This window comes from Paraburkholderia sp. BR10872 (assembly GCF_040965835.1).
Taxonomy (GTDB): Bacteria; Pseudomonadota; Gammaproteobacteria; order Burkholderiales; family Burkholderiaceae; genus Paraburkholderia; species Paraburkholderia nodosa_A.
The window spans coordinates 1-13,021 of sequence record NZ_JBFRCN010000031.1; the positions used below are offsets into that span (position 1 = coordinate 1).

Annotated in this window: 13 protein-coding genes and 1 pseudogene; 11 read left to right on the forward strand and 3 right to left on the reverse strand. The window is 65.0% G+C overall.

What is annotated here, in order from left to right; genetic code table 11:
* Positions 1-106 (forward strand): annotated as a pseudogene (locus AB4Y43_RS22930) (IS110 family transposase); the annotation flags it as partial.
* Between the two features lie 76 nt (positions 107-182).
* On the opposite strand, the gene mgrA reads toward AB4Y43_RS22930, so the two are convergent.
* The gene (gene mgrA, locus AB4Y43_RS22935; RefSeq protein WP_342949109.1) at positions 183-1,226 is read right to left on the reverse strand and encodes an L-glyceraldehyde 3-phosphate reductase; all 1,044 of its coding nucleotides are present in this window, start codon (positions 1,224-1,226) and stop codon (positions 183-185) included.
* Positions 1,227-1,460: 234 nt separating this feature from the next.
* Here mgrA and AB4Y43_RS22940 point away from each other — a divergent pair, with 234 nt between their 5' ends.
* The gene (locus AB4Y43_RS22940) at positions 1,461-1,667 is read left to right on the forward strand and encodes a DUF3185 family protein (RefSeq protein WP_069264683.1); all 207 of its coding nucleotides are present in this window, start codon (positions 1,461-1,463) and stop codon (positions 1,665-1,667) included.
* A gap of 22 nt (positions 1,668-1,689) precedes the next feature.
* Here AB4Y43_RS22940 and AB4Y43_RS22945 read toward each other — a convergent pair whose 3' ends face one another.
* Complete coding sequence (locus tag AB4Y43_RS22945; RefSeq protein ID WP_368728866.1) at positions 1,690-2,451, reverse strand: phytanoyl-CoA dioxygenase family protein; 762 nt, start codon at positions 2,449-2,451, stop codon at positions 1,690-1,692.
* Positions 2,452-2,976: 525 nt separating this feature from the next.
* On the opposite strand from AB4Y43_RS22945, the gene AB4Y43_RS22950 reads away from it, so the two are divergent.
* On the forward strand, positions 2,977-3,345 hold the full coding sequence (locus AB4Y43_RS22950; RefSeq protein WP_368728867.1) for a hypothetical protein: 369 nt from the start codon (positions 2,977-2,979) through the stop codon (positions 3,343-3,345).
* Between the two features lie 123 nt (positions 3,346-3,468).
* On the opposite strand, the gene metK is transcribed toward AB4Y43_RS22950, so the two are convergent.
* Entirely contained in the window at positions 3,469-4,659 is a 1,191-nt protein-coding gene (gene metK, locus AB4Y43_RS22955) for a methionine adenosyltransferase (protein WP_368728868.1), read from the reverse strand.
* Positions 4,660-4,931: 272 nt separating this feature from the next.
* Here metK and AB4Y43_RS22960 point away from each other — a divergent pair, with 272 nt between their 5' ends.
* From AB4Y43_RS22960 to hslV, 8 genes are all read left to right on the forward strand, one after another.
* Positions 4,932-5,819, forward strand: coding sequence for a lipid A biosynthesis lauroyl acyltransferase (locus AB4Y43_RS22960; protein WP_069264677.1), 888 nt, complete (start codon positions 4,932-4,934; stop codon positions 5,817-5,819).
* A gap of 58 nt (positions 5,820-5,877) precedes the next feature.
* Entirely contained in the window at positions 5,878-6,744 is an 867-nt protein-coding gene (dapF, locus tag AB4Y43_RS22965; RefSeq protein WP_069264675.1) for a diaminopimelate epimerase, read from the forward strand.
* Between the two features lie 130 nt (positions 6,745-6,874).
* Positions 6,875-7,558, forward strand: a complete 684-nt coding sequence (locus tag AB4Y43_RS22970) for a DUF484 family protein (protein WP_069264673.1) — start codon at positions 6,875-6,877, stop codon at positions 7,556-7,558.
* Positions 7,559-7,615: 57 nt separating this feature from the next.
* On the forward strand, positions 7,616-8,518 hold the full coding sequence (gene xerC, locus AB4Y43_RS22975; protein ID WP_368603814.1) for a tyrosine recombinase XerC: 903 nt from the start codon (positions 7,616-7,618) through the stop codon (positions 8,516-8,518).
* 63 nt (positions 8,519-8,581) lie between these two features.
* A complete protein-coding gene (locus AB4Y43_RS22980) occupies positions 8,582-9,796 on the forward strand; it encodes a class I SAM-dependent rRNA methyltransferase (RefSeq protein ID WP_342949113.1) in 1,215 nt (404 codons plus the stop codon).
* A 221-nt stretch (positions 9,797-10,017) separates the two neighbouring features.
* Entirely contained in the window at positions 10,018-11,103 is a 1,086-nt protein-coding gene (locus AB4Y43_RS22985; protein WP_342949247.1) for a GTP-binding protein, read from the forward strand.
* A 592-nt stretch (positions 11,104-11,695) separates the two neighbouring features.
* A complete protein-coding gene (dksA, locus tag AB4Y43_RS22990) occupies positions 11,696-12,115 on the forward strand; it encodes an RNA polymerase-binding protein DksA (protein ID WP_028203189.1) in 420 nt (139 codons plus the stop codon).
* Positions 12,116-12,453: 338 nt separating this feature from the next.
* Positions 12,454-12,990: an ATP-dependent protease subunit HslV gene (gene hslV, locus AB4Y43_RS22995; RefSeq protein ID WP_133188293.1), complete on the forward strand. Its 537-nt coding sequence runs from the start codon at positions 12,454-12,456 to the stop codon at positions 12,988-12,990.
* Positions 12,991-13,021 lie beyond the last annotated feature (31 nt).

Consider the following 13,021-nt stretch of genomic DNA (forward strand, 5'->3'; position numbering starts at 1 on the left):
GCCGAACAAGGTTGTTCTGGTTGCCTGCATGAGAAAGCTGCTGACTATCCTCAACGCCATCGCAAAAACAGGAAAGCCGTGGGATGAATCCATCCACACGGCTTGACAGGTAAGACAGTTGCTCATTACCGCCTCGCGAGGAGGCGGTTCTTTGCGCCGGCAAGCAGGCAGAAGCGTGTCGCTCAGATGGGCTGATCGGTCGACGGCTTCTCCCACAGGTTCACGCCGCCTTCGGTCGCATAGCGGTCGATCTCCGCGAGTTCTTCCTTCGAGAACTCGAGGTTCTTCAACGCCGCGACGTTCTCGCGCACCTGCTCCGCGCGGCTCGCGCCGATCAGCGCCGAGGTCACGCGGCCGCCGCGCAGCGTCCAGGCGATCGCCATCTGCGCGAGGCTCTGGCCGCGGCGCAGCGCGAGGTCGTTGAGCTTGCGCACGTGCTCGATGTTCTGCTCGCTCAGGTGCTCGCTCTTGAGCGAACCGCCGCCCGGACGGTTCACGCGCGCGTCTTCGGGCACACCGTTCAGGTACTTGTTCGTGAGCACGCCCTGCGCGAGCGGCGTGAACGCGATGCTGCCCGTACCCAGGTCCTCGAGCGTGTCGAGCAGTTCTTCCTCGACCCAGCGGTTGAGCATGTTGTACGACGGCTGGTGAATGAGCAGCGGCACCTTGTATTCGGCGAGCAGTCGCGCCATTTCGCGCGTCTTCGCGGGCGAATACGACGAGATGCCGACATAGAGCGCCTTGCCCTGCTGCACGGCCGTTGCCAGCGCGCCCGCCGTCTCTTCGAGCGGCGTTTCCACGTCGAAGCGGTGCGAATAGAAGATGTCGACGTAGTCGAGGCCCATGCGCTGCAGGCTCTGATCGAGGCTCGCGAGCACGTACTTGCGCGAGCCGCCGCCCTGGCCGTACGGGCCCGGCCACATGTCCCAACCCGCCTTCGACGAGATCAGCAGTTCGTCGCGGTAAGGACGGAAATCGTCCTTGAAAATGCGGCCGAAGTTGGTTTCGGCACTGCCGTACGGCGGCCCGTAGTTGTTCGCGAGGTCGAAGTGCGTGATGCCGAGATCGAACGCGGTGCGCAGAATGTCGCGCTGGGTCGAGATCGGCGTGGTGTCGCCGAAGTTGTGCCACAGACCGAGCGACAGCGCGGGCAGCTTGAGCCCCGACTTGCCGCAAAAGCGGTACTGCATGTCCGAATAGCGTTCTGAGGCTGCTTCGTAAGCCATGATCTGAATCCTCGGCGAAAACGGGAAGTGAGCGAAGGGATGGGCGCGACGTGCCGTGGGGCGCGACGCTCGCGTGAGGCAGCTATGTTAGCCAATCCGCCCAAGCCGTGCAGATGCCCACTATGCGGGAAAGGCGATGGAGAGCGCGTGTCAGCCCGGTGGAAAAACCGCACCCTGGACGCGCCGCGGCCGCTCACCTACACTGCGGCGTCCATCCTTTGCGAGAGGTTGTCCATGGCCAAAGCGATTTCGATCGCGCTCATCGCCTGTGGCGTCGTCCTGTTGTACTTCGGCGGCCAGTCGCTCCATTCGTTCGCGAACGACATGTCGCGCCTCTTTACCGGCGCGCCCACCAACCGCACGATCCTCCTGATTGGGGGCGGCATCGCCGCGACGCTCGCGGGCATCACCGGGCTCGCGATGTCGGGGCGTCGGCGCTAACGAAGAGCACGGCTGCGTCGCCTCAGAACCTCACCTCGGGCTTCGACGCCGAGCGCGTGCCCGGCAGCGGCACGTTGCTCGCGCCGTGATAGGTGTACACGAGCGAAAACTTCACCTGATCGCTCTGGTTCTGGCCCGCCGAATGCAGCGTGTTGCAGTGGAAGAAGACCACATCGCCGGCGGCGAGCGTCGGGGCGATGGCGCGATCGATCCACGCCTTGTTCTCCGGCAGGTCGGCGCGGAAGAATTTCGCGGTGTCGAACCTGTCCGAAGTGAACGGCGCGTCGTGCGAGCCCGGCACGAACCACAGGCCGCCGTTTTCCATCTTCTCCGGCCCGAGCGCAAGCCAGACCGACACGAGGTCGTCGCGCTCGAACGACCAGTAGCGCACGTCGCGGTGCCAGCCCGTCAGGCTGCCGTAGTGCGGGTGCTTCGTCATCATGCAGTTGTGATGCGCACGCGAGAGGACCGGCTCCTCGCCGAAATACAGCTCCATCCACCCCGCGATTTCCGGCGACGTGGCCCACTCGCGATACAGCGCGTGGCGCGAGTAGGCGTCGAGCAGGCGCCGCACCGTGTGGCCGCCGGGCGCGGCCTTCGATTCGGGCGCGCCGGGATAGCGCAAATCGGCTTCGAATTCGAGCGGCGCCGCAGCCGCCTGCAACTGCTCCTGCGCAACCCGCTTGATCGCCTCGCAGCGCTCGGGCGAAACGAGCCCTGGCACGACCACGAAGCCGCGCTCGCGCAGCGCCTGCACCTGTTCTTTCTTTGAATGGACTGACATGGGACTTCCGTTATGCGATCTCGATGCGAGCAAGGGCCGCAGCCTGCGTTCGTCGCTTCGTCAAACGATAAGGCTGAGGCGTCGGCGCGCGCCGACTCATCGATTGTAAAGCGTGCCGGCACGGCGGGAAGGACCACGCGCTCACACGAAGTGGCTCCATGCGCGCCTCGGATCGAGCCGCACGCGAATGGCGCACGCGCACCGCGATGAAGACAAAGGGCGGGATCGTGTGCATCAAAGACGCGCAGGGCCGGGTATTAACCGACTTTTTGCGGTCACGATTCGCGTGTAGCCTGTCGCGATGTTGTTCGACTTCGCCGAATTCTCATCGCACGGACGGATCGCCGTGAACGCCTTGCCACACAAGGTGCTCCAACAGAAGAATCCGTCGCGTCGCGTCCTACGCCGCGCCATGCGGCCCGTCTCCCGTCCACCGACATCGTGACGCCCTGAAAGACAGGCACGTTTGCTGCTCGATGCAAAGCGTCGCGCAAGGCGCACCTCGAACCCGATTGCTCAACCGCCATGCATACCCTCTTCGATACTCAACGCATGACCCACGCCGCCCACACTGCCCTGAAAGCGGCACGCCCAGCCCGCCGTCACCTCGTGCGCGCACTGCGACACCACGCCGCCCGCACCCGCGCGCTCACGCAACAAGTGCGCGAAGCGAAGCCCGTCGACGGCATGCGCACCTGGTTCCACTCGTTCTTCGCCGTGCTGCGCATGCGCTCGGGCTCGCGTCACTTCTCGCTGCGCACGCTGCTGTATCGTCCGAATGCACCGCTGCGCACGCTCGCCGCGCCTTCCACGGTTCATGTGGCGCGCAGCACGCGCAAGCCGCGCCGGATGGCCGCGAGCAGCGAAGGCTGGTTCGGCTTCGCGATGCGCTGAGTCCGCGCGCGAGCCACGCCGCGCGATCCGCAGAAAACAAAAACCCCGCACGGGCTTGCGCCCTGCGGGGTTTTTCTTCGCTTTCTTCACTTGAGCCGGCGCGAGGCCGGCTTATGCGAATGCTTACGCGACGGCTGCGCTCACCGGCTCCGTGCCGGCGGCTTCGGCCAGAGTCAGCGCCTTGTCGGTCGCTTCCCACGAGAATTCCGGCTCTTCACGGCCGAAGTGGCCATAAGCGGCGGTCTTTTCGTAGATCGGGCGCAGCAGGTCGAGCATCTGGATGATGCCCTTCGGACGCAGGTCGAAGTGTTCGCGCACGAGCTTCGTGATCGTCGCGTCCGAAACCTTGCCGGTGCCGAACGTGTTGACCATGACCGAGGTCGGCTCGGCCACGCCGATGGCGTACGACACCTGAATCAGGCAGCGCGACGCGAGGCCGGCGGCCACGATGTTCTTCGCGACATAACGGCCGGCGTAGGCTGCCGAGCGGTCCACCTTCGACGGATCCTTGCCCGAGAATGCACCGCCGCCGTGCGGGGCTGCGCCGCCGTACGTATCGACGATGATCTTGCGGCCCGTGAGACCGCAATCGCCCTGCGGGCCGCCGATCACGAAGCGACCGGTCGGGTTCACGAGGAACTTGATGTCGCCCTTGATGAGGTCGGCCGGCAGCACCGGCTTGATGACTTCCTCGATCACGGCTTCGCGCAGCGTGCCGAGGTCGATGTCCGGCGAGTGCTGGGTGGAGAGCACGACGGTGTCGATGGCGTGCGGCCGGCCGTCGACGTAGCGGATCGTGACCTGCGACTTCGCGTCCGGTCGCAGCCACGGCAGACGGCCGTCGCGGCGCAGGTTCGACTGGCGCTCGACCAGACGGTGCGACAGGTGGATCGGCAGCGGCATCAGCTCGGGCGTTTCGTCGCACGCATAGCCGAACATCAGGCCCTGGTCGCCGGCGCCCTGGTCGAGGTTGTTGTCGTGCGCGCGGTCCACGCCCTGGGCGATGTCCGGCGACTGCTTGTCGTAAGCGACGAGCACCGCGCAGCCGCGGTAGTCGATGCCGTAGTCGGTGTTGTCGTAGCCGATGCGCTTGATGGTGTCGCGCGCGACCTGGATGTAGTCGACGTTGGCCGTCGTGGTGATTTCACCGGCCAGCACGACGAGACCCGTGTTGCACAGCGTTTCCGCTGCAACGCGCGAATACTTGTCTTGCGTGAGGATGGCGTCGAGGATCGCGTCCGAGATCTGGTCGGCGACCTTGTCCGGATGGCCTTCGGAGACGGATTCGGAGGTGAAGAAATAGTCGTTTGCCACGTGTCTAGCTCCTTGTAGCTGGTGACGGTTGAGTTCACGTAGCCAGCTTCGGGAGCTTTGAAGCGGCGACGCTTTAGCGGAATTGCTGCCCGGTTGCCATGATTCGCGTTCGATTACGCGCAGTTCACAGCCCACCGGCTTCGCCCCGCAAGTTGTCTATTAACTCGGCGAAGCCCTTATTATAGCGACTTCCTTAAATTGTCGCAGAGTCTCTCCCGCGTGCCGCTCATCGCCCCCTTCACAGTTCGCAAGCCCTGCAGCGGAGTTGCCGCATGATAGGCAAACTCGGCTCCCGTTTCGCCATCGGCCTGCTCAAGCTGTTCGCGATCCTGCCCTATGGCTTCGTCGCGCGTCTAGGCGACGGCCTCGGCTGGCTGCTCTACAAGATCCCGAGCCGGCGCAAGCGCGTCGTTCATACGAATCTGCGCCTGTGCTTCCCCGAATGGAGCGACGAAAAGCGCGAGGAAGTGGCGGGGCTGCACTTTCGCCACGCCATTCGCAGCTACATGGAGCGCAGCGTGCAATGGTTCGCCTCGGCGAAGAAGCTCGAAAAGATCGTCGAACTCGACAGCGAGATCGATCTCACCGATCCGAACCTGCCGCCGACGCTCTTTCTCGGCCTGCATTTTGTGGGCATCGAGGCGGGCTCCATGTTTCTGAACTATTCGCTGCACCGGCCGTGCGGCTCGCTCTACCAGCCGTTCTCGAACCCGGAATTCGAAGCCGCGGCCAAGGCGGGACGCAGCCGGTTCGGCGCGGAAATGGTGAGCCGCGCGGACAGCGCGCGCGCCGTGCTGCGCTGGCTGCGCGACAAGAAGCCCGTGATGCTCGGCGCCGACATGGACTACGGCATGCGCAATTCCACGTTCGTGCCCTTCTTCGGTGTGCCGGCGTGCACGCTGACTGCGGTGGGACGTCTGGCGAAGGTGGGTCATGCGCAGGTCGTACCGTTCATCGGCGAGGTGTTGCCCAATTACAAGGGTTATCGGCTGAAAGTGTTCAAACCTTGGGAAAATTATCCAACCGGCGACGACGATCTCGACGCGCGCCGCATGAACGCTTTCCTCGAAGAACAGATTCCGCACATTCCCGAGCAGTACTACTGGGTCCACAAGCGCTTCAAGACGCGGCCGCCAGGCGAGCCGAGCGTCTATCACTGAGCGTTGCGCACACGACCCGGGCCCGGGTTTTCGCCCGGGCCTCGCTTACAATACCGGCATGAAACTCAAATTCACCAAGATGCACGGCGCGGGCAACGACTTCGTCGTGCTCGACGGCTACAGCCAGGACCTCGCGCTCACGCCCGAGCGTGTGCGCGCGCTTGCCGATCGCCATTTCGGCATCGGCGCGGACCAGTTGCTGCTGGTCGAGAAGCCGACCGTGGAAGGCGTCGACTTCCGCTATCGCATCTTCAATTGCGACGGCGGCGAGGTGGAGCACTGCGGCAACGGCGCGCGCTGCTTCGTGAAATTTGTGCGCGACCGCAAGCTCACCGATTCGAATCGCGTGCGCGTGCAGGTGCAGAAGGGCACGATCACGCTCGTCGTGCAGGAAAACGGTGAAGTCGTCGTCGACATGGACCGCCCGGAGTTCGAGCCGGCGCACGTGCCGTTCAACGCGAACGGCCTGGAAGGCCGCCGCGAAGGCAACGACACGCTCTGGCCGCTCGACGTGAACGGCGCCCGGCGCTGGGTGTCGGTCGTCTCGATGGGCAATCCGCACGCGGTGCAGGTCGTCGACGACGTCGAGGCGTACCCGGTGAAAGCCGAAGGCGCGGTCATCGAAACGCATGCGCGCTTCCCGAACAAGGTGAATGCCGGTTTCATGCAGATCGTTTCGCGCCACGAAGTGAAGCTGCGCGTATTCGAGCGCGGCGCCGGCGAAACGCTCGCGTGCGGCACGGGCGCGTGCGCGGCCGTGGCGGCGGGCATTCGCCGCGGGCTGCTCGACACGCCCGTGAAGGTGCATACCCACGGCGGCCTGCTGACCATCGCCTGGGACGGCGCGCGCGACGAATCCGCCGCGCTCACCATGGCAGGCCCGGCCGCCACGGTGTTCGAAGGCGAGATCGAGCTGGCCGACTGACACGCAACATCGGCCTCGTACGGCGCGCGCAACGAGAGAACGTCGCGCCGCACGACTACTCGAAAACAATCAACCGCATGACAGACTGCGCGCCGCCGTGCGCGCCTCACAACTACAACGCGTCCACAACATGAACGATCGTGAAGTTGCCGACTATCTGCTCGCCCACCCCGATTTTTTCGTTGAGCACGCCGAACTGCTCGCGACGATCAAGCTAGGCAATCCGCACGGCAAGGCTGCCGTCTCGCTGCAGGAGCGCCAGATGGAAATGCTGCGCGAGAAGAACAAGCATCTCGAGCGGCGTCTTTCTGAGCTGCTGCGCTACGGCCACGAGAACGATTCGATCGCCGCGAAGTTCAACCGTTGGACCACGCGCATGATCGCCGAGCGCGACCCGTACGCGCTGCCGCGCTCGATCACGCAGAACCTGCGCGACGTGTTCGACATGCCGCAAGCCGCGCTGCGCGTCTGGGACGTTGCCGAGTCCTACAGCCAGGCCGATTTCGCGCGCCATACCGGCGAGGAAGTGCGTATCTTCGCGAACAGTCTCGACACGCCGTATTGCGGCGCGAACACCGGCTTCGAGGCCGCGCAATGGCTCGACTCGAGTGAAGGCGCCGCCGAATCGGTCGCGATCATCGCGCTGCGCGCCCCCGCTGTGGCCTCGAACGACGCGCCAGGGGGCGAAGCCTTCGGCCTGCTGGTGATGGGCTCGCCCGACCCGCGCCGCTTCCATGAAGGCATGGCCACCGACTTTCTCACGCAGATCGGTGCACTGGCGAGCGCGGCGCTCTCGCGCCTGCTGCCGCACTGACGCACACCGAAACCGCCCAACGTGAACCCAACCGATCCGATCGCCGACTATCTCGCGATGCTCGAACACGAGCGGCGGCTCTCGGAGCACACGCTGCGCGGCTACGCGCATGAACTCGACGAGCTGAAGAAGCTCGCGAGCGACAAGCCGCTCGAAACGGTCACCGCCGCGCAAGTGCGCGGCGCGGTGGCGCGCGCGCACGCGGGCGGCCTCTCGGCGCGCTCGATCGCGCACCGGCTGTCGGCCTGGCGCGCCTTCTATCGCTGGCTCGCGGGGCGCATCGAAATGGACGCGAATCCCGTGGCCGCCGTGCGTGCGCCCAAGCGCGCCAAAACGCTGCCGAAGGCGCTTTCCGTCGACGACGCCGCGCATCTCATGGAAGCGCCTGCCGTCGCCGGCACAGAGGAAGGCGGCCCCGAGGCGTTGCGCGACCGCGCGATGCTCGAGCTGTTCTACTCGTCGGGGCTGCGGCTCGCCGAACTCGTGGGACTCGACGTGCGTTACGTCAAGCGTGACGGCTACGAATCGGCGGGCTGGCTCAAGCGCGACGCCGCCGAAGTCGAGGTCTTGGGCAAGGGCAACCGTCACCGCATGGTGCCGGTCGGGCGCAAGGCGCTCGACGCGCTCGACGCCTGGCTCGCCGCCCGCAGCGCCTTCGTGAAGCACGACGACGCCCCGCTTTTTCTCTCCGTGCGCGGCAACCGCATGGCGCCCGGCGTGGTGCGCGAGCGCGTGAAGCGCGCCGCCATCGCGGCGGGCATTCCCGCGAACGTGCACCCGCACGTGCTGCGGCACTCGTTCGCCACCCACCTGCTGCAGTCGAGCGGCGACCTGCGCGCCGTGCAGGAACTGCTCGGCCACGCGAGCATCTCGGCCACGCAGGTCTACACGTCGCTCGACTTTCAGCATCTCGCGAAGGTCTACGACACCGCGCATCCACGCGCCAAGAAGCGCGATTGATACGCCACGGCGCTCGTGCAACGCTGCGCGACACGAGTGCCGTTACCCAGCATCGAAGCCATCATGAATATCGTCACCCTCAAGCCGTCCAAAGAAAAATCCCTGCTGCGCCGCCATCCGTGGGTCTATGCGAACGCGATCGACCGCGTGGAAGGCAAGCCCGCGCCAGGCGCGACCGTGATCGTGCGCTCGGCCGACGGCCGCTTCCTCGGGCGCGCCGCCTACAGCCCGCATTCGCAGATTCGCGCACGCGTGTGGAGCTTCGACGAAAACGAGCCCATCGACCACGCGTTCTTCAAGCGACGCGTGCAGCGCGCCGTGGCCGACCGCCGCGCGATGGTGAGCGGCACGGGCGCGGTGCGCCTGATCTTCGGCGAGGCCGACGGCCTGCCTGGCCTGATCGTCGATTACTACATCGAAGACGGCGGTGATGTTGCACAAAGCGGCCGCGGCCAGCTCGTGTGCCAGTTCATGGCGGCGGGCGTCGAGGCGTGGAAGGAGGCGATCGTCGCCGCGCTCACGTCGGCCACGGGCTGCCCGAACGTCTACGAGCGCTCGGACGTGTCGATCCGCGAGAAGGAAGGGCTCGAACAGATCACCGGCCTGCTCGCAGGCGACGAACCGCCGGCCACGATCATCACGAGCGAGAACGGCGTGCGCTATCACGTGGACGTGCGCAACGGGCACAAGACCGGCTTCTACGTGGATCAGCGCGACAACCGCGCGCTCGTGCAGACGTACGCGCGCGAGCGCGAGGTGCTCAACTGCTTCTGCTACACCGGCGGCTTCTCGCTCGCGGCCATGAAGGGCGGTGCGAAACGGGTGGTGTCGATCGATTCCTCGGGCGAAGCACTCGCCACCGCGCAGAAAAACGTCGAGGCGAACGGCTTCGACGCCGCGCGCGCCGCCTGGCTCGACGCCGATGCCTTCAAGACGCTGCGCCGCCTCTACGACGATGGCGAGCGCTTCGATCTCGTGGTGCTCGATCCGCCGAAGTTCGCGGCCTCGCGCGAACACGTGGACCGCGCCGCGCGCGCCTACAAGGACATCAACCTCACGGGTTTCAAGCTGCTGCGTCCGGGCGGTCTGCTGTTCACGTACTCGTGCTCGGGTGCGATCGATTCGGCGCTGTTCCAGAAGATCGTGGCGGGCGCCGCCGCCGACGCCAGGGTGGACGCGCGTATCCTCAAGCGCCTTGGCGCCGGTGTGGATCATCCGCTGCTCACGGCATTTCCGGAAGGCGAATATCTGAAAGGCCTGCTGTTGCAAATCGCCTGAGACGGCCTTACTTGAGGCTTTTCGGCGCCGCGCCGGAACGCCTTTCGGGCCGCCTGTTCGCGCCCCGATTGGGTCTCACGCCCGGCCGCCGCATGCGGGCGCGGCGCAGATATGTTTCAATAGGAAGTTATGTTGTAACACTCGAAGGCAGCGACAGCACGAAGCGGCGCGCCTGAACGTACCCCTCGAACACCTACCAGGCAGACAGCATGGCAACCAGCATGATTCCCGTCACCATCCTGACCGGCTTTCTCGGCAGCGGTAAAACCACGCTGCTCAAGCGCATCCTGAACGAGAAGCACGGCATGAAGATCGCCGTGATCGAGAACGAGTTCGGCGAAGAGAACATCGACAACGAAATCCTCGTGCAGGACAGCACCGAGCAGATCATCCAGATGAGCAACGGCTGCATCTGCTGCACGATTCGCGGCGACCTCGCGCGCGTGCTCGGCGATCTCGCGCAGCAAAAGCGCGACGGCAAGCTGGACTTCGACCGCGTGGTGATCGAAACCACCGGCCTCGCCAATCCGGGCCCGGTCGCGCAGACGTTCTTCATGGATAACGAGATCGCCGACGAATTCCTGCTCGACGCGATCATCACGCTCGTGGACGCCAAGCACGGCAACCATCAGCTCGACGAGCACGAAGTGGTGCAGCGCCAGGTCGGTTTCGCCGACCGCCTCTTCATCACGAAGGCCGACCTCGTCGACGAGAATGAACTCGCCGATCTGCGCCATCGCGTGCTGCACATGAATCCGAAGGCGCAGATCCGCCAGGTCAATTTCGGCGAGGCCGACATCAAGGAAGTGTTCGACCTGCGCGGCTTCAACCTGAACGCGAAGCTCGAAATCGACCCCGACTTCCTCGCCGAAGACGATCACGCTCATGCGCATCACGATCATGACCATGACCACGCGCATGACCACGATCACGCTGATTGCGACCACGATCACGGCCAGTGCGACCACGAAGGCCACGATCACGCCCACCACCATCACGCACACCACGACGACAAGATCAAGTCGTTCGTCTACCGCAGCGACCGTCCGTTCGATCCGAACCGCCTGGAAGACTTCCTCGGCGGCATTCTGCAGATCTACGGCGAGCGCCTGTTGCGCTACAAGGGCGTGCTCTACATGAAGGGCGTGGACCGCAAGGTGGTGTTCCAGGGCGTGCACCAGATGATGGGCAGCGACCTGGCCGCCAAGTGGCTGCCGATCGAGAAGAAGGGCAGCAAGATGGTGTTCATCGGCATCGAACTGCCGCAGGACCTCATCACCGACGGGCTCGACGCCTGCCTCGCCTGAGCGGCTCCCCCGCTTTTCCCGATACGCCCGGCCCGCTGCCGGGCGTTTTCGTCTGGAGTTTGCACTGCGACGCAGCGCCGGCGCCAGGTTTGCGGCCGGCGCAAAGCATTCCTTCCGGTTCTGTGCGTCAAATAACGTACCCGACCATCGCTTTTTCACGATTGGCGCGTTATATTTTCTGGATATCGGCCGGTGCGTAAACGGCCTGGCGACAGGCGGGTCACAGCAGGGATTTCCCGCTTGCGGCGCGAGTTTGCGGTTCGGTTACAATACGGCCCCACTGGAAGAGAGGTGCCCCGGAATTCCCGAGGGACGCCCCGCCGGCAGCGCATCGCGTCGCAGCGCGCAGTCGGTACGATATATGCCTCACAAGCATCTGATGACCGGTTTCCAGAGGAGTTCGGCCCCGCAGCGGCGCTTCGGGCGTCACGACAGTTCATCGTCCGTGCCCGCCAGCGCGCATATAACGGCGCGGTAACTGCGCCTGGCAAAGTGGTAAAGGTTGGTAACGGCCACCGCGGCCACTGCGGGCAACACAAAAGTGCAGGCAAGATGTGCCAGTTTTGCCTCACTCATTGAAGAAGCAAGCCAGATGACGACGAAACGACTCTTGACCGAAGCCGAAATCCTGAAGATGAGCGACAAGGATTACATGAACGAGGATCAGCTCGCCTTCTTCAAGAACCGGCTCGAACAGCTGCAGGCGGAAATCCTCCGCAATGCGGGCCAGACCACCGAGAATCTGCGCGAAACCGTGATCGTTCCCGATCCGGCCGACCGCGCGACGATCGAAGAAGAGCATGCGCTCGAGCTGCGTACGCGCGACCGCGAACGCAAGCTGCTCAAGAAGGTGCAGCAATCGCTCGCGCGCATCGATTCTGGCGACTACGGCTGGTGTGAAGAAACGGGCGAGCCGATCGGCATCCCGCGTCTGCTCGCGCGCCCGACCGCCACGCTCTCGCTCGAAGCCCAAGAGCGACGCGAACTGCGCCAGAAGCTGTTCGGCGATTGAGCTTTATTCTGGCCGCGAAGCCCTGCTTGCGCGGCTAGCGACTTGCCTTCCCTGTCGAAGCGCACGGAGCCCCGTGCGCTTTTTTCTTTTGCGCGTGGCCGCGGCGCCACCGAGCCGCCGTGCCGTTTTCTGCGCCCGCGGCCCTTGATATGCCCATCGCCGCCCTAAACTCCAGGTGATATGCGCTCGCGGCGCGCGAGAAGCGCGCGCGACGCACCCGAATTCAGGGCGGCCGCGCCCGCAGCGTGCACGGCGCGCGAGCACCGCGGCGCCCACCCGAAAGCGGCGGCACACCACCTTCGCATCCAACCCGGCATCAACGGTAAAAAGGAACGCACATGGAGCAATTTCACGGCACGACGATCGTATCCGTGCGGCGCGGCGACAAGGTCGCGCTCGGCGGCGACGGCCAGGTCACCCTCGGCAACATCGTCATGAAGGGTGGCGCGAAGAAGGTCCGGCGCATTTACGGCGGCAAGGTCATGGTCGGCTTCGCCGGCGGCACCGCCGACGCGTTCTCGCTGCTCGACCGCTTCGAAGCCAAGCTCGAAAAGCATCAGGGCAACCTCACGCGCGCCGCCGTCGAACTCGCCAAGGACTGGCGCACCGACCGCATGCTGCGCCGCCTCGAAGCCATGCTGATCGCCGCCGACGCGACCACCACGCTCGTGATCACCGGCAACGGCGACGTGCTCGATCCCGAAGAAGGCATCTGCGCGATCGGTTCGGGCGGCGCGTATGCGCAGGCCGCGGCTCGCGCGCTCATGGAGAACACCGAACTCTCGCCGCGCGAGATCGTCGAAAAATCGCTCGAGATCGCGGGCGACATGTGTATCTACACGAATCACAACCGCGTGATCGAAACCATCGAATAACTCGCCAACCGACCGTACCGACGAGAAGGAA